The sequence below is a fragment of the Antiquaquibacter soli genome, from assembly GCF_030580675.1.
Taxonomy (GTDB): Bacteria; Actinomycetota; Actinomycetes; order Actinomycetales; family Microbacteriaceae; genus Rhodoglobus; species Rhodoglobus soli.
In genome coordinates, this window is record NZ_JAUQUB010000001.1 from 105,127 (window position 1) to 124,611 (window position 19,485).

General features: G+C 71.1%; 13 protein-coding genes. 8 read left to right on the forward strand and 5 right to left on the reverse strand.

The features are described from left to right. Positions 1 to 19: 19 nt before the first annotated feature. From Q5716_RS00475 to Q5716_RS00495, 5 genes are all read right to left on the reverse strand, one after another. Positions 20 to 1,453, reverse strand: coding sequence for an L-fucose/L-arabinose isomerase family protein (locus tag Q5716_RS00475; RefSeq protein WP_305001126.1), 1,434 nt, complete (start codon positions 1,451 to 1,453; stop codon positions 20 to 22). A 171-nt stretch (positions 1,454 to 1,624) separates the two neighbouring features. Next, positions 1,625 to 2,794, reverse strand: coding sequence for an L-rhamnose isomerase (gene rhaI / locus Q5716_RS00480; RefSeq protein WP_305001127.1), 1,170 nt, complete (start codon positions 2,792 to 2,794; stop codon positions 1,625 to 1,627). Further along, positions 2,791 to 3,132 (reverse strand): L-rhamnose mutarotase, encoded by a 342-nt coding sequence (locus tag Q5716_RS00485; protein ID WP_305001128.1) that lies wholly within the window; start codon positions 3,130 to 3,132, stop codon positions 2,791 to 2,793. The genes rhaI and Q5716_RS00485 overlap by 4 nt, the downstream gene beginning before the upstream one ends. Positions 3,133 to 3,316: 184 nt before the next feature. After that, on the reverse strand, positions 3,317 to 5,686 hold the full coding sequence (locus tag Q5716_RS00490; protein ID WP_305001129.1) for a glycoside hydrolase family 2 TIM barrel-domain containing protein: 2,370 nt from the start codon (positions 5,684 to 5,686) through the stop codon (positions 3,317 to 3,319). Between the two features lie 2 nt (positions 5,687 to 5,688). Continuing rightward, positions 5,689 to 6,306, reverse strand: a complete 618-nt coding sequence (locus tag Q5716_RS00495; RefSeq protein ID WP_305001130.1) for a TetR/AcrR family transcriptional regulator — start codon at positions 6,304 to 6,306, stop codon at positions 5,689 to 5,691. Between the two features lie 166 nt (positions 6,307 to 6,472). Here Q5716_RS00495 and Q5716_RS00500 point away from each other — a divergent pair, with 166 nt between their 5' ends. The 8 genes from Q5716_RS00500 to Q5716_RS00535 all read left to right on the forward strand — a co-directional run bounded on the left by Q5716_RS00500 (position 6,473) and on the right by Q5716_RS00535 (position 19,483). Beyond that, positions 6,473 to 7,990 (forward strand): ABC transporter substrate-binding protein, encoded by a 1,518-nt coding sequence (locus Q5716_RS00500; protein ID WP_305001131.1) that lies wholly within the window; start codon positions 6,473 to 6,475, stop codon positions 7,988 to 7,990. Positions 7,991 to 8,077: 87 nt separating this feature from the next. Continuing rightward, positions 8,078 to 9,019 carry an ABC transporter permease gene (locus tag Q5716_RS00505; protein ID WP_305001132.1) on the forward strand — a complete coding sequence of 314 codons (942 nt, stop codon included), beginning with the start codon at positions 8,078 to 8,080 and terminating at the stop codon, positions 9,017 to 9,019. Next, a complete protein-coding gene (locus Q5716_RS00510; RefSeq protein WP_305001133.1) occupies positions 9,016 to 10,803 on the forward strand; it encodes a dipeptide/oligopeptide/nickel ABC transporter permease/ATP-binding protein in 1,788 nt (595 codons plus the stop codon). Before Q5716_RS00505 ends, Q5716_RS00510 begins: the two co-directional genes overlap by 4 nt. Continuing rightward, on the forward strand, positions 10,800 to 11,678 hold the full coding sequence (locus Q5716_RS00515; protein ID WP_305001134.1) for an ATP-binding cassette domain-containing protein: 879 nt from the start codon (positions 10,800 to 10,802) through the stop codon (positions 11,676 to 11,678). Before Q5716_RS00510 ends, Q5716_RS00515 begins: the two co-directional genes overlap by 4 nt. Then, positions 11,675 to 14,101 (forward strand): beta-glucosidase family protein, encoded by a 2,427-nt coding sequence (locus tag Q5716_RS00520; protein WP_305001135.1) that lies wholly within the window; start codon positions 11,675 to 11,677, stop codon positions 14,099 to 14,101. Before Q5716_RS00515 ends, Q5716_RS00520 begins: the two co-directional genes overlap by 4 nt. Then, on the forward strand, positions 14,101 to 15,210 hold the full coding sequence (locus Q5716_RS00525; RefSeq protein WP_305001136.1) for a serine hydrolase domain-containing protein: 1,110 nt from the start codon (positions 14,101 to 14,103) through the stop codon (positions 15,208 to 15,210). The genes Q5716_RS00520 and Q5716_RS00525 overlap by 1 nt, the downstream gene beginning before the upstream one ends. Before the next feature lie 14 nt (positions 15,211 to 15,224). Further along, positions 15,225 to 16,709, forward strand: coding sequence for a glycoside hydrolase family 43 protein (locus tag Q5716_RS00530; RefSeq protein ID WP_305001137.1), 1,485 nt, complete (start codon positions 15,225 to 15,227; stop codon positions 16,707 to 16,709). Beyond that, the gene (locus Q5716_RS00535) at positions 16,706 to 19,483 is read left to right on the forward strand and encodes an alpha-L-rhamnosidase (RefSeq protein WP_305001138.1); all 2,778 of its coding nucleotides are present in this window, start codon (positions 16,706 to 16,708) and stop codon (positions 19,481 to 19,483) included. Before Q5716_RS00530 ends, Q5716_RS00535 begins: the two co-directional genes overlap by 4 nt. Positions 19,484 to 19,485: the final 2 nt, after the last annotated feature.

Below are 19,485 nucleotides of genomic sequence, written 5' to 3' on the forward strand. Positions count from 1 at the left end.
GCCGTCCCGGACGCCCGGCTCACACCAGCCGGAACTCCACCCCCAGCAGGCTCGCCGCCGCCTTGTAGTCGGCCGCGCGGTGCCCGACCCCGAGCGCCCAGTGGTGGCCGACGCCGGTCTGCGACCAGTCGTCCACCCACTCGCCCGGGTCCCTCCCGAAGTCGACACGCGACGTCGTGTTGCCGATCTCGAGCAGGGGCCCGGGCACGACCGTGCCCTCGGAGGCGATGAAGACGAGGGAGCCGTCGCGGTCCTGGCCGAGGCCGAGGAGCGTCACCGGGCCGGCCTTCACATCGAACTCGACCGAGACCCCCCAGCCGCGCTTGCCGTGGTAGACCCCGAGGCCGCGCAGCAGGGGCTGCCGCGCCGACACGGCGAGGTGCGCCGGCCCGTCGTGACCCATCTCGACGACGTCGTCCTCGAAGTTGAGCGCCTGGATCTCGGTGAACGACCCGCCCGCCCCCACCGATTGCGCGACGAGCTGGGCGACCGTGGTGCGCAGCTCGTACTCGCCGGCGGCGGGAATGCCGCGCGCCGTCAGCAGCGACGCCCCCAGGATCATCCCCGCCCCGAGCCGCTCGTGCTGCTCACCGTCGAGGCCGCGGTGGTAGTACGCGAGCGTGTCGAGGTCGAAGTCCTCCACGAGCCGGTCGAGGGCGACGGAGACCGTGGCGCCCCACGCGAAGTCCTCGTCGACGACGGATGCGTCGAGCTCGAAGATCTCGCGGGCGAGGTCCATGCGGGCGCGCACCTCCGCATCGGTGACCTTCTCGCCGCGCTGGCGCAGGTCGTCGAACTCGAGCACCTCGACGTGCGAGCCGAACGTCGTCGGCAGGAGAGTGAGGTCGGTCGAGACATCCAGCATCCCCGGGTAGAGGTGGCCCATGAGCCCGTGCCGGGCGTGGCGCAAGCGGGCGCGAACCCCGGCCGCCCGTACCCACTGGCCGATGCGCTCCCACGCGGAATCCTGCCGCAGCCACCCCGAGACGGAACGGAACGGGATGCCCGACCGCCGGAACACGTTGCCGATCTCCGGGATCGAGCACTGACCGCAGTACGCGAGCCACTCGCCCGTGCCGAACACCGCGTGGTCCATCTTCGTCGTCGGCTGCAGGTCGATCACGAGCACCGGCACGCCCGCGCGCTGCGCGATCGGCAGCACCATCGACGAGGTGAGGTAGGTCGTGATGAACATCACGATGAGGTCGCAGTCGGCCTGGCGGAGGCGCTCGGCGGCGACGGCTGCCTCGGGGGCGTCGGAGACGAACCCGACGTCGGTGACCGAGGCATCCATCTGCTGGAAGCGTTCGACGACGTAGGCGGTCGACTCCTTCAGCTGGGGGAGCAGCTGCGGGAACTGCGGCCAGTACGCGCCGAGCCCCCCGGCGACGAGGCCGATGCGGGTCTGGCGCCGCTCGAACGGCGCGAGGAGGGTCGAGAGTGAATCGGACATGACGGAACGGTCCCTTGATCGGGCCGCGTGCGCCGTCGCGACGGTGGTACTGAGTGGATGTGGATTCCGGGGGCGACGCTATCACGCCGCCCCCGAACCCTCGAGTGGCTGCCGAGGGTGCGACGCTGTGGCGTCGCTAGAGCGTGGAGACCGACAGCGATGCTGTCGGCCTCACGCTCCCCAGCCCGCCTGCTGGCCGCCGACGCGGTCCGCCGCGATCTGCGCCTGGTAGCCGGATGCCGCGTACGCCGCCATCGGGTCGGCGGGGAGGCCGCGCGACTCGCGCCAACCCGCGAGAGCCGGGCGCACGTCGGTGTAGAACGCGTCCATGAGCACGGCGTTGGCGGTGAGCACGTCGCCGGCCTTCTCGGCGGCGAGCAGGGCATCCCGGTCGACGAGGAGGGCGCGGGCCGTCATCTCCTGCACGTTGAGCACGGAGCGGATCTGGCCCGGGATCTTGTCCTCGACGTTGTGGCACTGGTCGAGCATGAACGCCACGTCGGAGTCGCTGCCGTAGCCGCCACCCCGCACCACCTCGAAGATGATGCGGAACAGCTGGAACGGGTCGGCCGCGCCGACGATGAGGTCGTCGTCGGCGTAGAAGCGCGAGTTGAAGTCGAACGAGCCGAGCTTGCCGAGGCGCAGCAGCTGCATGACGATGAACTCGATGTTCGTGCCGGGGGCGTGGTGGCCGGTGTCGAGGCACACGGTGGCGCGCTCGCCGAGGGCGCTCACCTGGGCGTAGCTCGTGCCCCAGTCCGGAACGTCGGTGTGGTAGAACGCGGGCTCGAAGAACTTGTACTCGAGCACGAGCCGCTGGTTCTCGCCGATGCGCTCGTAGATCGTCGCGAGCGACTCCGCGAGCCGGTCCTGGCGGCCGCGGAGGTCGCCCTGACCGGGGTAGTTGGTGCCGTCGGCGAGCCAGATCTTGAGGTCTCGCGACCCGGTCGCGTTCATGATGTCGATGCACTCGAAGTGGTGGTCGATCGCCTTCTGGCGCACCGCCTTGTCGACGTGCGTGAGCGAGCCGAACTTGTAGATGTCGTCCTGGAAGGTGTTCGAGTTGATCGTGCCGAGCTTCACGCCCTTGTCCTGCGCGAAGGCGGAGAGCGCGGCGTAGTCATCGACCTTGTCCCACGGGATGTGCAGGGCGACCGTCGGCGCGAGCCCGGTGAGCTCGTTCACCTTCGCGGCATCCGTGATCTTCTCCTCCACGGTGCGGGGCGTGCCGGGCGTCGCGAATACCTTGAAGCGCGTGCCGGAGTTGCCGAACGCCCACGAGGGCAGCTCGATGGCCTGCCCCTCGAGGAGCGGGGCGATGGACTCGAATGAGTGGGTCACTGGTTTTCCTTTGCTAGCTGATCTTCGAGGTTGAAGACCTCGTCGAGGGTCTGGGCGTTCTGGTCGGGGCGACCGTCGAGCGCCACGAAGAAGTCGGACATGGCGGCCTCCCACGCGGCAGTGCGCGGGTCGGCGGCGAGCGCCGCCTGGGATGCCCGGTCGTCGTCGGTCTCGTAGTAGCCGATGAGCAGCCCGTCCTCGCGGAGGAACAGCGAGTAGTTGCGGCGGCCGGAGTTGGCGATGGCCTGGAGCATCTCGGGCCACACGGCGGCGTGCGCCTCGCGGTACTCGGCGATGCGATCCGGCTTCACGTGAAGCTGGAAGCAGACACGGTGCATGTCGTTCCCCGTTGAATCGATGCGTTGAATCGTTTTAAGTGCGGGGACAGCCTACGACGGCAGGGCGCGAGGGCGCAAGCGAGGAGGTGCGCCGGTGCCGATCCGCCGCTTTCGGCGGAATCCGCACGCCGAGGCGCTTGGATCGCGCCGAAAAGCGCGGGGCGGGCTTCCGGCGGGGACGAGCTCAGCCCGCCGTGATCGTCGTCACGGCGGGCTCGAGCCCTTCCGCGGTCGCGGTGACCGTGATCGCGCCGGCAGCGGTCGGGCGGATGACCGCGAGCGCGCGACCCTCGAACGTGGTCGCTGTCGCGCTTAGGTACGACTCGGTCGTGTCGGGGCGTGCGCTGCCGAAGCCGAGCAGCTCGCCGGGACCGTCGACCGCGACCGACACGAGGCGGTCGACCCGCGGGTCGAGTACGTCGCCCGCGTGCAGCTCGATCGTCACGAAGGCGAGGTCGTCGTCGGAGGCCCGGATGCCCGCCCGGTCCGCCACGGCGACGAGCTGAGCATCCCCGTCCGCGGTAGCGAGCGCCCAGCGCTCGCCGGTGCGAGTCACTGCTTCGAGCCGCCCGGGGCGCCACGGCACGACGAATCTCGCGCGGAACCGCTCCGTCACCGCCGTCCCGAGCGACACCCCGTCGAGGAGGAGTTCGACGGCGTCGGCCGAGGTGTACACCTCGACCTCGAGGGGGGTGCCGAGCGGAGCATCCCACGTCCAGGAGGCGAGGGAGTCGGTCCACGACCAGGGCCCTGCGAGGGGAACGCCCGGGGCGGGTCGGGTGACGGCGATGTAGGGCTCGGCGCGCAGTCCGAACACGATCTCCCGGAAGTACGACACGGGCCGCCGGTACCCGGTGATGTCGAGGTCGCCGCACCACGCGAGCTGCCAGGGGTACGGGCCGGAGGTGTCGAAGGCACCCGGCACTTCTGCGTGGTCGACGCGGCCGATCCCTGCTTCGCCGAGGTAGTCCCAGCCGGTCCAGGTGAAGTCGCCGACGACGTGCGGGTGGTCGAGCACGAGCTGCCAGTTGCGGTCGATGCGGGTGGGGAAGGTCTCGGTGCCGATCATCACGCGGTTCGGGAATGCTGTGGCATCCGTCGCGTACCGGCTGTCGCCGTAGTTGAAGCCGGCCGCGTCCACCGCCGCGAAGCTCTCCTCAGTGCGGTCGGTGACGAGGTTGGAGCCGATGAGGTCGGTCATAACGTCGCCCATGTCGGCCATCGCGGTGTTGACGTCGGCGCCACCGGCCATCGGCGGCAGCTCGCGCAGCACCGAGACGAGCCCGTTGATGCTGTTGGTGGTGAACCGTGTCGGGTCGAGCTCGTGGAGCTTTTCGGCGAGCAGCCGCCCCATCCGCGACCCGTGCGGCCGACCGGTCTCGGGGATCTCGTTGCCGATCGAGTAGAACACCACGGAGGGGTGGTTGATGTCTTTTGCGACCATCGATTCGAGGTCGCGCTCCCACCACTCCGGGAAGGCGAGCGAGTAGTCGAACGGCGACTTCGACTCGGCCCACATGTCGAAGGACTCGTCCATGACGAGCATCCCGAGCCGGTCGCAGGCGTCGAGGAGCTCGACCGAGAGCGGGTTGTGGGCGCTGCGGATGGCGGTGAAGCCGGCGTCGCGCAGCAGCTCGACGCGCCGCTCCTCGGCGCGGGCGATCGACCGCGCTCCGATCACGCCGTTGTCGTGGTGGATGCACGCGCCCCGCAGTTTCACGGTGCGCCCGTTGAGGCGCAGCCCGTGCTTCGCGTCGAGCTGCAGCGAGCGGATGCCGAACGCGACCGACTCGGAGTCGGCGGCCGCAGTATCGGCGCCCACCGTGACCGTCGCCCGGTACAGCGTCGGCGAGTCGATGTCCCAGCGCTGTGGCGACTGGAGCCAGATCCGGGAGCGCACGACCCCGTGCTCGCCGGACAGCAGGGTGACGGGCATCCGGTCGCGGCCGACCTCGGCGCCGTCGGGTCCGGTGAGCACCACGGTCACGACGGGCGTCGCGGTGCGCAGCGAGTCGTTGGCGACGGTGACGGCGACCGCGACGAGGGCTCCCTCATCGTCGAGCTCGGGCGTGGTGACGACGACGCCGTCGCGCGCGACGTGCACGAGCGGCGACGACAGCAGGGCGACGGAGCGGTGGATGCCCAGGCCCGAGTACCACCGCGAGTCGCGGTGCGACCGCGCCTCCACCCGCACCTCAACTACCCCGTCGGCGCCCACGAACGGGTCGAGCCGGACCGCGAACCGCGAGTAGCCCCCCGGGCTCTGGCCGGCGAAGGAGTCGTTCACGAAGACCATCGCGTCGCGGTAGACGCCGTCGAAGACGAGCTCGTTCACGGTGTCGGGCTCGAGCTGCAGGGCGCGCGAGTACTCGACCGCGCCTCCGGCGAAGTAGGCGCCGTGCGCGCCGGACGGCGCGTCGGCGGAGCGGGGCATCCCGAGCATGGCGTCGTGGGGGAGGCGCACGGGGGTCGGCTCGGCGGCGCCGGAGAGGCCGTCGAACAGGCCGCGCTTGGGTCCGACGGTCCAGCCGTCGTGGAGCGGGGTGCGCTTCATCGTCAGAACGGCTCGGTCGCGACGGCGGAGAGGAACCCGCGGATGTCCTCGACCATGTCGACGGAGTCGCGGTTGAGCAGCCACTGCACCTGGAGGCCGTCCATGAGCGCGATGAGTGCGCGGCTTGCCGCGGCCGGGTTGATGCCGGGGCGCAGCTGCCCCCGCTGCTCCATGTCGGTGAACGCCCCCGTGATCGACGAGGTGGTGTCCTGGTAGCGGTCGACGAAGAACGCGTGGGCGGGATGATCGGGCGAGGTCGCCTCGGCGGAGAGGATGCAGTAGAGCTCGACGACCCCGGGGATGGTGGAGTTGTAGCGCACCAGCTCGATGAGGTCGGTGAGCGTCTTGCGGCCCGGTCCGCTGAAGTCGATCATGTCGCGCGCGTGGTCGTCGCGGCGTTCGAGCACGGCGGCGAGGAGGGCGCTCTTGTTCTGAAAGTGGTGCAGGAGCCCGGCTTCGCTCATGCCGACCTTGAGGGCGACGTCGCGCAGCGAGCCGGCCCGATAGCCGGATTGGGCGAACACCTCGAGGGCGGCTTCGAGGATGAGGCCGCGCTTCTCCTCGCTCTTCGCGTACGGTCCGCGCTTGCCTCGGGGGCGCGCGGTCTCGTCGATCGTCACGATTACTCCTGAGCTCTTACGGGTCTGCACTGACCTTATCCACCGGCTCGATCACTACTGTGTCATCCTCGAAAACAAAAATCTAGTGGTCACTAGGTTTTCGTGCTAGCGTCTCCACCCACGGCGGCTCACCGAGGAGTCGCCCTGAATCCGAAAGGGACCAAAGATGTTCCGTTGGAAGGCCACAGCAGCCGTCGTGGCAGCCGCAGCGCTCGCGCTGACCGGCTGCGCGGCAGGGGACTCCGGTTCCGAAGGGTCGAGCACGCTCACCCTCGGCGCCGTCTTCGCCCCCACCACGTTCGACCCGTCCGGCGCGGAGTGGGGCAACCGCGCCCCCTACTACCAGGCCGTCTACGACACCCTCCTCCTCGCGACCCCCGAGGGCACCATCGAGCCGTTCCTCGCGAGCGACTGGTCGTACAACGACGACAACACCGTCCTCACCCTGACCATCCGCGACGACGTCGAGTTCACCGACGGCACCAAGCTCACCGCCGATGTCGTCAAGCAGAACCTCGAGCGCTTCCAGACGGGCACCTCGCCCGACGCGGGCTACCTCTCCGGGATCACGAGCATCGAGGCACCGGATGACACGACCGTCGTCATCACCCTCGGAGCCCCCGACCCCGCGCTCCTCAACTACTTCACCCGCGACCCCGGTCTCATCGGCAGCCCGGCGCAGTTCGACAGCGCCGACGCCGCGACCGACCCGATCGGCTCCGGCCCGTACATCCTGGACACGGCCACGACGGTGACGGGCACGAGCTACGTGTACACCGCGAACCCGGACTACTGGAACCCCGACCTCCAGCACTACGACAAGCTCGTCATCAACGTGCTCGCCGACCCGACCGCCGCGCTCAACGCGATCAAGGCGGGCGAGGCGAACGGCGTCAAGCTCGCGAGCAACGACAACCTCGCCGAGGTCGAGGGCGCCGGCTGGACCATCAACGCCAACGAGCTCGACTTCCAGGGCATGCTGCTGCTCGACCGCGCGGGAACGCAGAACCCGGCGCTCGCCGACGTCCGCGTGCGCCAGGCGATCAACTTCGCCTTCGACCGCGAGGGGATGCTGCAGGCCCTCCAGCTCGGCAACGGAACCGTGACCACGCAGGTCTTCCCGACCTCCAGCGCCGGCTACGACCCCGAGCTCGACTCGTACTACACGTACGACCCGGAGAAGGCGAAGGAGTTGCTCGCCGACGCGGGCTACGCGGACGGCCTCACCATCCAGATGCCGACCGTGTCGCTCCTGGGCGCCGCGACCTACACCCTCATCGAGCAGCAGCTCGCCGAGGTGGGCATCACGGTGGAGGGCGTCGAGACCCCGGCAGAGAACTTCATCGCCGACCTCCTCGCGCCGAAGTACCCGGCGTCGTTCATGGCTCTCGAGCAGAACCCGGACTGGCAGCTCATCCAGTTCATGATCGCGCCGACGGCCGTCTTCAACCCGTTCAAGTACGAGGACCCCGAGGTTGACGCCCTCATCCAGAAGATCCAGTTCGGCGACGAGGCCACCCAGGCCGAGGGCGCTGCTGAGCTGAACAAGTACATCGTCGAGCAGGCGTGGTTCGCTCCCTTCTACCGGGTGCAGGGCAGCGTCGCGACGGACGCGAACACGACGGTCGAGATGCTCCCGACCAACGCGTACCCGGCGATCTACGACTTCCAGCCCAAGGGCTAGTCGGATTCGGGATGCCCGGTCGCGCCTCACGCGGCCGACCGGGCATCCCACCCCCACCTCCTCGACCCTCACACCACAGGGACGCTCATGCTCCAGTTCATCCTTCGACGCCTGCTGTCGGGTGTCGTGCTCGTCTTCGTCATCACCGTCGTGGCGTTCTCCCTTCTCTACGCGGGAGGCGGCGACATCGCCCGCCGCATCCTCGGCCAGAACGCCACCCAGGACATCGTCGACCGCAAGGCCGCCGAGCTCGGCCTCACCCGCCCCCTGTGGGAGCAGTACGGCGACTGGTTCAGCCACGCCGTCACCGGCGACTTCGGCCGCTCCTGGTTCACCGGCCAGCTCGTCATGAACGGCGTCTCCAGCCGACTGGCCGTCACCCTCTCCATCGTCATCGGCGCGACCCTCCTCGCCGCCATCGTCTCCGTCTTCCTCGGGGTGCTCGCCGCCGTCCGGGGCGGCGCCGTCGACCGGGTCGTCCAGGTCGGCTCGGTACTGGGGTTCGCGATCCCCGGCTTCCTCATCGCCCTCGGCCTCGTCATCGTCTTCGCCATCAACCTCAAGTGGTTCAAGGCGACCGGGTACATCCCGATCACGACCTCGTTCGCAGGCTGGCTCACCTCGGTGACCCTGCCGATCATCGCCCTCTCGATCGGCGTCATCGCGACCGTCGCCCAGCAGGTGCGCGGCTCGGTGATCGACGCGCTCGAGCGCGACTACGTGCGCACCCTGCGCAGCCGCGGGCTCAGCATGCGCCGCGTCGTCGCCAAGCACGTGCTCCGCAACGCGGGCGGCCCCGCTCTCGCGGTGCTCGCCGTCCAGTTCGTCGGCCTGCTCTCCGGGGCGGTCATCGTCGAGCAGATCTTCGCCCTCCCCGGCCTCGGGCAGATGGCCGTGCAGGCCACGAGCTCCGCCGACATCCCCATCGTCATGGGCCTCGTCACCGTCATGGCGGTCATCGTCGTGATCGTCAACCTGGCCATCGACCTCGCGCAGGCCGCGCTCAACCCGAAGGTGAGGCTCTCATGACCGAGCTCACGACCCCGATCGCGCCGGCGGCGGCGCGCGTCTCGCTCCTGCGCCGACTCCTGCGCAACCCTGTGGGCGTCGTCTCGCTCGCGTTCCTCGCGATCGTCGGCCTCGTCGCGGTCATCGGCAGTGCTCTTGCGCCGTACGACCCGAACCTCGCATCCCTGCAACTCGTGCTCGCGCCACCGAGCCCGGACCACATTCTCGGCGCCGACAGCGCCGGTCGAGACGTGCTCTCGCGGCTGCTCGCGGCCACCCAGATCTCGATCGCCGCGGCTCTCCTCGGCCTCGTCGTCGCGCTCGTCGTCGGCGTGACCGCGGGCCTCATCGCGGGCTATTACGGCGGTTGGTTCGACCAGGTCTCGTCGTGGTTCACGGGACTGGTCATGGCGCTGCCCGGCATCGTCGTGCTGCTCGCCGCCCGCGCGGTCGTCGGCCCGTCGGTCTGGTACTCGATGCTCATCTTCGGCGTGCTGCTGTCGCCCGCGTACTTCCGGCTCGTCTACGCGGCGGTCACGGCGGTGAAGAACGAGCTGTACGTGGATGCGGCGCGCGTCTCGGGTCTCAGCGACCTGCGGATCATCGCGCGACACATCCTCTCCGTCGTGCGGGCGCCCGTCATCATCCAGTCGGCGATCATCGCGGGAATCGCGATCGCGATCCAGTCCGGGCTCGAGTTCCTCGGCCTCGGCGACATGTCGGTGCCGACGTGGGGTTCGATGCTCAACGACGGCTTCTCCAACATCTACAAGGCGCCGCTGCTCATGCTGTGGCCGTCGCTCGCGATCGGCCTCACCTGCATGGCGCTCGTGCTGCTCGCCAACGCGATGCGCGACGAGCTCGAGCGCTCGGTGCGGCCGGTCGGCCGCCGTCGCCGTCGGGCAGCTGCGGTGGTCGCCGAGGAGCGGCCCGCCGTCGTGGTTCACGCGGATGACGCGAAGACCCGCACCGGGGAGGTCCTGCTCTCGGTCCGCGACCTCGTCGTCGGCTACGACAAGCCCGACGGCAGCCTCACTCGCGTGGTGCGCGGCGTCTCCCTCGACATCCGTCGCGGCGAGGTGCACGGCCTCATCGGCGAGTCCGGTTCCGGCAAGACCCAGACCGCCTTCGCCGTGCTCGGCCTGCTGCCCGCGGGCGGCCGGGTCGTCTCCGGCTCGATCGGCTTCGACGGGCTCGAGCTCGCCGGTGCGGGCGAGAAGGTGTACCGCGGCGTGCGCGGCTCGCGCATCGCCTATGTCCCCCAGGAGCCGATGTCGAACCTCGACGGCGCCTTCACGATCGGCAGCCAGCTCGTCGAGCCCATGCGGCTGACGCTCGGCATCTCGAAGGCCGAAGCGAAGGAGCGCGCACTCGGTCTTCTCGAGCGGGTGGGCATCCCGAACCCGAAGCGCACGTTCGCGGCGTACCCGCACGAGATCTCGGGCGGGATGGCCCAGCGCGTGCTCATCGCCGGTGCCGTGTCGTGCGACCCGGAGCTGCTCATCGCCGACGAGCCCACGACGGCCCTTGACGTCACCGTGCAGGCGGAGGTGCTCGACCTCGTGCGCGACCTGCAGGAGGAGCGCCAGATGGGCCTGCTGCTGGTCACCCACAACTTCGGCGTCGTCGCCGACCTGTGCGACCGGGTCTCGGTCATGCAGTCGGGCCTCATCGTCGAGACCGGCCCCGTGCGGTCGATCTTCGCGCACGCGGAGCATCCGTACACGCAGTCCCTGCTCGACGCGATCCTCGAGGACGGCCCCGCGCGGGGCGCCCTCGCCGGCACCCCGGAGGTGGCCCGATGACGACGCTGCTGGAGGTCAAGGACCTCGACGTCACCTACCCCGTGAAGGGCTTCGGCAAGAAGCCGTTCCAGGCGCTCCGCGGCGTCTCGCTCGACATCCGTCCCGGTGAGACCGTCGGCCTCGTCGGCGAATCCGGGTCGGGAAAGACCACCCTCGGTCGAGCCGTGCTGGGGCTCGCCCCGGTGACCGGCGGCTCGATCGAGTATCGCGGTCGTGACATCGCGCACCTCGGTCGTCGCGAGCGGCGTGCGCTCAGCTCCGAGATCCAGGTCGTGTTCCAGGATCCGTACAGCTCGCTCAACCCGGCGCTCACGATCGAGCAGATACTCAGCGAGCCGCTCACCGCGCGCGGCGTCGCCGGGTCGCAGGCCCGGACCCGCGTGCGCGAGCTGCTCGGCCAGGTCAACCTGCCCGCCGATGCCGGCGACCGCCTGCCGCGCGAGTTCTCCGGCGGCCAGCGCCAGCGCATCGCCATCGCCCGCGCGCTCGCCCTCGATCCGCAGCTCATCGTGTGCGACGAGCCCGTCTCCGCCCTCGACCTGTCGACCCAGGCGCGCGTGCTCGACCTGTTCATCGAGATCCAGGAGCGCACCGGCGTCGCCTACCTCTTCATCTCCCACGACCTCGCGGTCGTCCGCCACATCAGCCACCGCGTGGCCGTCATGTACCACGGCGAGATCGTCGAGTCGGGCGATGGCGACCAGGTGACCGGCGCGCCGGAGCATCCCTACACCCAACGACTGTTCATGGCCGCCCCCGTTCCGGACCCCGTCCGGCAGGAGCAGCGCCGCGCCGAGCGACTCCGGTTGCTCGAGCAGCAGCGCGAGGCCGACGAGCAGGCCCTCGCCACCGCTTCACCCGGAAGGACCGCATGACCCCCGCACCCGCCCCCCTGCAGGAGCTGCTCGCGCAGCTCACCCTCGAGGAGAAGGTGCAGCTCGTCACGGGCCGCGACTTCTGGACGACCGTGCCGATCGAGAAGATCGGGCTGCGCTCGATGGTGCTCTCCGACGGCCCCGCCGGGGTTCGCGGCCCCGTGTGGGACGAGCGCGACCCCTCCCTCAACCTGCCGAACGCGACCTCCCTGGCCGCATCGTGGGATGCAGCACTCGCGTACCGCTACGGCGGCGTCTCGGCCTCCGAGGCCCGCCGCAAGGGCGTCGACGTCGTGCTCGGCCCGACGATCAACCTGCACCGCTCGCCGTTCGGCGGTCGCACCTTCGAGGCCTTCAGCGAGGACCCGGAGCTCACCGCCGTGCTCGGCGCCGCCTACGTGCGGGGACTTCAGGACAACGGCGTCGCGGCGACCCCGAAGCACTATGTCGCCAACGACTCGGAGACCGACCGTTTCACCGTCGATGTCGAGCTCGACGACCGCGCCCTGCGCGAGCTGTACCTGCTGCCGTTCGAGCGCGCCGTCGTCGAGGCCCGCACGTGGGCGATCATGAGCTCGTATAACTCGGTGCACGGCGTGACCCTCACCGAGAACGAGCTGCTCGAGAGTCCTCTTAACAGCGAGTGGGGTTTCGACGGCGTCGTCGTGAGCGACTGGACCGCCGTGCGCAGCGTCGCCGCAGCGTCCGCGTCGCAGGACCTCGCGATGCCCGGTCCGGACGGGGCGTGGGGGGATGCCCTCCTCGCCGCCATCCGCGACGGCCGCGTCGCCGAAGCGGACCTCGACCGCAAGGTGCTGCGCCTGCTCGCCCTCGCCGCGCGGGTCGGTGCGCTCGCGGGCTACTCAGCGGTCGAGCCCGCCCCCGTCGACGGTGTCGCGTTCGCGCGCGAGGCCGCGATCGAGGGGTCGGTGCTCCTGAAGAACGCGGGCGAGCTGCCGTGGGATGCCTCGGCTCTCTCCCGAGTGGCGGTGATCGGGCACAACGCCCGCGACGCCCGCACCCAGGGTGGTGGCTCGGCGACGGTCATCCCGGAGCACGTCGTCTCGCCGCTCGAAGCGGTCCGTGCCGCCCTTCCGGGTGCGCGCGTCGATTACGCGGTGGGCGCCGTCGTGCAGGAGGGGTTGTCGGAGCTCCCGCTCGAGCAGCTTGTCAACCCGGTGACGGGAGAGCCGGGCATCCGCGTCTCCTTCCTCGACGCCGACGGCATCGAGCTCTTCGCGGAGGACCGTCGCGCGACCGCCCTCGTGTGGTTCGGCGGCGACGCCCCGATCGCCCGATCGAGCGCGCTGCGCCTCTCGACCACGTACACGCCTGCCGAGTCGGAGCGCGTGCGCCTCGGCTTCGCGAGCGCGAAGCCCGGCAAGGTGTGGGTCGACGGCGAGCTGATCGTCGACGAGTCGCCCGTGGTCGACGGCACCGATCTCGGCGCCGCGTTCCTCAATCCGCCGGCCGCGACGGCCGCCGTCGACACGGTCGCCGGTACCCCGATCGAGCTCGTCGTCGAGTTCGCCCTCGGGTCGACGGGCGGCGCCCTTGACAACGCCCTGAGTGTCACCGTGGGCCTCGCCCCCGACAACTCCGACCCGGACTTGCTTCTGCGCGAGGCCGCCGAGGCGGCATCGGCGGCGGACGTCGCGATCGTCGTCGTCGGCACGAACTCGCGTGTCGAGTCCGAGGGCTTCGACCGCTCCGACCTCGACCTGCCCGGCCGTCAGGACGAGCTCGTGCGCGCCGTCGCGGCGGCGAACCCGCGCACGATCGTCGTGGTCAACTCGGGCGCTCCCGTACTCCTGCCCTGGCGTGACGAGGTGGCCGCGATCGTCCTCGGCCACTTCGGCGGACAGGAGTTCGGCTCGGCGATCGCCGACGTGGTGTTCGGCGTCGCCGAGCCCGGCGGCCGGCTCACGACTTCGTGGCCGGCCGCCCTCGCCGACGTGCCCGTTCTCGATGTAACCCCCCAGGACGGTGTCCTGCGCTACGAGGAGGGCATCCACATCGGCTACCGCGCGTGGCTGCGCACGGATGCCGAACCGGCGTTCCCGTTCGGTGCGGGCACCGGGTACACGACATGGGAGCTCGGCTCCGCCACCGCGGCGGGGGCGGACGGCGGATTCGTCGTCACGGTACCGGTCGCCAACACCGGCGGCCGAGCCGGCAAGCAGGTCGTGCAGGTGTACGCCGAGCGCGGCGAGTCCGCGGTCGAGCGCCCGGTGCGCTGGCTCGTCGGCTTCGCGGTCGTGCGTGCCGGAGCCGGAGAGTCCGTCGAGGCGAGCATCCCGGTCACCGCGCGCTCGCTCTCGTACTGGGCCGACGGCTGGACGCTCGAGCCGGGGGAGTACACCCTGCGGGTCGGAACGTCCGTCGTCGACCTGCCGCAGTCGGTGACCGTCCGGGTGGACTGATGAGCGTGCACGGTTACGCCGACCCGCGCCTCGAGCCGGTCCTCCAGCGGCTCGAGGCGGCGCTCGCCGCCGACCCGGAGTACTCGTTCCAGGCTGCGGCGTACCGCCATGGCGACCGGGTGCTCGACGTGTGGGGCGGCCCCTCCCTCGGCGAGCACTCGGTGATCGTGCCGTTCTCGGTCACGAAGAACACGATCGGGCTCGTCGCGGGTCTGCTCGTGCAGCGCGGCGAGCTCGACCTCGATGAGCGCGTCGCCGCCTACTGGCCCGAGTTCGCCGCGAAGGGCAAGCAGGATGTCACCGTGCGCCAGCTCCTCTCGCACCAGGCCGGCCTGCCTCAGGCCAGCCCGGCGCTGTCGTGGGACGAGCTCCTCGACCCGCAGGTGGCGGCGGCCCGCCTCGCCGACACGACGCCGCTGTGGCACCCCGGCAGCGCTTTCGGCTACCACGCGGTCACGATCGGCACGCTCGCGTCGGAGCTCGTCTTCCGCATCACCGGGCTCACGCTGCAGCAGTACTACGAGCGCGAGATCCGCGCCCCGCGGGGCATCGACTTCTATCTGGGGCTCCCGGATGCCGAGGCCTCGCGCCGCGCGACGGTGCTGCCGATCATCCCGCCCGCCGTCCTGCCTCCGCCCGAGTTCTGGTCGGTGCTCGGCCCGGTGGTGTGGACGCACGCGGGGCCCCCGATGGATACCGCGAACGATCCGAAGTCGTGGCGGTTCGGGCATCCCTCGACGTCGGGCACCGGCTCGGCGCGCGGTCTCGCCCGGCTGTTCGCGTCGGCGGTGACGGGGCTCGAGGGACAGGCGCCGTTCCTCACGGCCGAGACGGTCGCGATGATCGGGCAGCAGCAGGTGCGCGGCTACGACGAGGTGCTCGGCCAGCCGCACCGGGCGCACGCGATCGTGTTCCAGAAGCCGACCCCGGCGCTCGCGTTCGGCGGTCCGCGGGCGTTCGGCCACGACGGCGCGCAGGGCTGCCTCGCGGTCGTCGACCCCGACTCCGGCCTCGCGTTCGCGTACACCGTCGCCCGCGGGCCGTGGCCGGGTGGTGCCGATCCGCGCGCGCTGGCACTGGCGACCGACATCCCCCGACTGCTGGACTAGACCGCGGAAGAACGATGACGTACCCCAACCCCCTGATCCCGGGCTTCAACCCCGACCCGAGCGTCGTGCGCGTCGGCGACGACTTCTACCTCGCGACGAGCACGTTCGAGTACCTGCCGGGCATCCCGATCTACCATTCCCGCGACTTCGTGGAGTGGACGCACATCGGCAACGTCGCCACCCGGCCCGGCCAGCTCGGGGTCGAGAACGTGCCGACGGCGGGCGGCGCATGGGCGCCGACGATCCGGCACCGCGACGGTGTTTTCCACCTCGTCGTGACCGACGCATTCGGTCGCGGCACACTGCACTTCACCGCCACCGATCCGGCGGGCCCGTGGAGCGACGGCGTCGTGCTCGACGGCATCGACGGCATCGACCCGGACCTCGCGTGGAGCGAGGATGGCACGGCCTACATCACCTACTCGGGGCTCGGCGTGAACCCCGCGCTCCCCACCTTCATGAGCCATCGCGGGATGCTGCAGGCCCGTGTCGACCTCGACTCGGGCCGCGCGCTCGAGGAGCCGCGCACCGTGTGGTCGGGCGTCGGCGGCAAGTTCCCGGAGGCGCCGCACCTCTACCGCATCGGCGAGTGGTGGTACCTCGTGATCGCCGAGGGCGGCACGGAGCGCGGGCACAGCGTGAGCGTCGCCCGCTCGTCGAGCCCCGAGGGCCCGTTCGAGCCGGCGCCCGGCACGCCGCTGCTCACGGCGCGCGGCACGGATCGCCCCGTCCAGAACACCGGCCACGGCGACCTCGTTCTCGGCCCGGACGGGCAGTGGCTCCTCGTGCTGCTCGGTGTCCGGCCCCGGTCGATGACGCAGGCGTTCTCGGCGCTCGGTCGCGAGACGTTCGTGACGACGCTCGAGTGGCGGGACGGCTGGCCGGTGTTCGAGCCGGTGCAGCTGAACCCACGGCCCGCGAGCGGGTACCGCGAGGGGTTCGCGTCCGGCCTCGGCCCGGAGTGGGTCGCGGTGCGGCGGCAGCCGGAGTCCGTCGGGTCGGTGACCGGCGGAGCTCTCGTGCTGCGGGCGGACGGGTCATCCCTGTCCGACCCGGCGCCCGCCTTCCTCGGCCGCCGCCAGCAGCACCAGACCGCCGCGGTGACGGCTCGGGTGTCGGCGACGGACGGGGTCGGCGGGCTCGCCGTGCGCTACGACGAGCGCTTCCACTACTCGATCGTCGTGGGCGGCGGTCGCATCGTCGCTTGGGCGTGCATCTCGGGCTTCGAGCGCGTCGAAGAGCTGGCGTTCGACGGCGGCTCGGTCGAGCTCGAGCTGTCGAGCGCGCCGCCGCAGGGCGACCCCTTCGAGAACCCGACCTCCGACCTCGTGACCCTCGCGGCCCGTATCGGCGGAGAGCGCCGCGTACTGCTCGAGGTCGACGGCCGCTACCTCTCCTCCGAGGTCGCGGAGTCGTTCACCGGTCGCGTCGTCGGCGTGGTCGCCCTCGAGGGCGAGGTCTCCGTGGACTGGTTCGCGTACGAAGGGTCGAACGAATGAGCACCATCTCCCGCTTCCGCGCCGAGCTGCGCGAGGACTCGCCGATCGTCGCGACGGCGACCCCGCGGCTGACGTGGTCGGTCGCCACCGACGAGAGCGACTGGATGCAGTCCTCCGCCGAAGTGCGCTCGGGCGACGAGTCCGTCGTGCTCGACGGCCCCGAGAGCGTGCTCGTCGAGTGGCCGTTCGCGCCGCTCGACCCGGGGGAGCGCCGCACCGTGTCGGTGCGGGCCGTCGCGGCATCCGGCACTGTCACGGAGTGGAGCGAGCCCCTCGAGATCGTCGCGGGCTTCCTCGCCGAGGGAGCGTGGCGCGCCCAGCCGATCGGCTTCGCCGCGCCGGCCGCCCCCGCCCAGCCGGCGCTGCTGCGCACCGCGTTCTCCGTCGACCGCGAGGTGTCGCGCGCGACCCTGTACTACTCCGCCCTCGGCGTGATCGACGCCGAACTCAACGGCACCGCGGTCGACGACGGCGTGCTGGCCCCCGGCTGGACGAGCTACCGCGACCGCCTCGTGCACGAGACGACGGATGTCACGGCTCTCGTCACCCCCGGCGAGAACGTGCTCGGCCTGAGACTGGCCGGCGCCTGGTACACCGAGCAGTACGGCTTCTTCGAGTTCGCGTCGCGCGTGTACGGGGACCAGCCCGCGGCGCTCGCGCAGCTCGAGCTGGAGTTCGCGGACGGCAGCCGCGAGACGATCGTCACGGACGGCTCCTGGCGCGCATCCGTCGAGGCGCTCAGCGCGAGCAGCCTCTACGACGGCGAGGCGTACGACGCCCGGCTCGAGCAGCGCGGCTGGTCGGCGCCCGGGTTCGACGACTCGGTGTGGGCCCCGGTCGCAGTCGCCGAGGTCGACGCCCCCACCCCGGAGGCGCGCATCGCCGAGCCGGTGCGCCGCATCGACGAACTGCCGGTAGTGGAGGTGCTCTCGAGCCCGAGCGGCAAGCTCGTGCTGGACTTCGGCCAGAACCTCGTCGGCCGACTGCGCGTGCGCGTCACCGGCCCGGCGGGCACCGAGCTCACGCTCCGCCACGCGGAGGTGCTCGAGCACGGCGAGCTCGCCCTGCGCCCGTTGCGCCGCGCCGCCGCGACCGACCGCTACATCCTCCGCGGCGACCCCGCAGGGGAGGAGTGGGAGCCGCGGTTCACCTTCCACGGCTTCCGGTACGCGCAGATCGACGGGTGGCCCGGCGAGTTCGACGCGAGCGCGGTCACGGCGGTCGTGCTGCACAGCGACCTGCGCCGGACCGGGTGGTTCGAGTCATCCGAGCCGCTTCTGAACCGGCTGCACGAGAACGTCGTGTGGGGCATGCGCGGCAACTTCCTGTCGATCCCGACGGACTGCCCGCAGCGCGATGAGCGGCTCGGCTGGACGGGCGACATCCAGGTATTCACGCCCACCGCGAGCTTCCTCTACGACTGCGACGGGTTCCTCACGTCGTGGCTGCGCGACCTCGCTCTCGAGCAGTCGCGCGCCGGGGGAGTGACCCCGCTCGTGGTGCCGTCGGTGCTGTCGGCGTTCGGCGGCGCGACGGCGGCGTGGGGGGACGCCACGACCGTCGTGCCGTGGGTGCTGCACGAGCGCTTCGGCGACCGCGGGGTGCTGCGCGACCAATACAACTCGATGCGCGCGTGGGCCGACGTGCTGCTCGCGGAGAGCCGCGGCACCGGGCTGTGGGCGGGCACCTTCCAGCTCGGCGACTGGCTCGACCCGGCCGCCCCGCCGGACAAGCCGCAGCAGGCGCGCACCCACTCCGACATCGTCGCGAGCGCGTACCTCGCCCGGAGCCTGCGCATCGTCGCGGACACCGCGGTGCTCCTCGGGCACGACGACGACGCCCGGCGCTACGGCGAGCACGCCGAGCACGCCCGCGCAGCGTTCGTCGCCGAGTACGTGACGCCCGCCGGTCGCATGATGTCCGACGCGCAGACCGCCTACGCCCTCGCCCTCCAGTTCGACCTCGTCACCGACCCCGACCAGCGCGCGGCGCTCGCGGGGCGGCTCGCCGAGATCGTCCGCGAGGACGGCTACCGCATCGGCACCGGCTTCGCCGGAACTCCGCTCGTCGCCGACGCGCTCGCCGCGAGCGGGCGCACGGATGCCGCGGGCCGCCTGCTCCTCCAGACCGAGAACCCGTCGTGGCTCTACCCGGTGACGATGGGCGCCACGACGGTGTGGGAGCGCTGGGACTCGCTCCTGCCCGACGGCTCGGTCAACCCGGGCGAGATGACGAGCTTCAACCACTACGCGCTCGGCGCGATCGCCGACTGGATGCACCGCACCGTCGCCGGACTCGGTCCCGACGCCCCCGGCTACCGTCGCCTCCGCATCGCACCCCGCCCGCTGCGTCAGCTCGGGTGGGCGAGCGCGAGCCACGAGACCCCGTACGGTCTCGCGTCGGTGTCGTGGACTCGGGATGGCTCGACCGTCTCCGTCGTCGCGGTGGTGCCGCCGAACACCACCGCCGTGGTGGATCTGCCCGGACATCCGATCACCGAAGTCGGGTCGGGCGAGCACCGATTCTCGTTCGAGGAGGCGCCCGCGCCCGAGCGCAGCTCGCCGCTCGGCCTGGACTCGTCGGTCGCGGCGATCATCGACGACGAGCGGGCGTACCACGCCGTCGTCGACGCCATCGCCGCGATCGACCCTGACCGCGCCGCGACGTTCCGCACCGAGACGGTGTGGGCCGAGCGCCGCACCCTGCGCCAATCGCTCATCTTCACCCCGCCCGCCGTGTTCGAGAGCATCGAGCGCGCCCTCGCCGATCTCTAGGA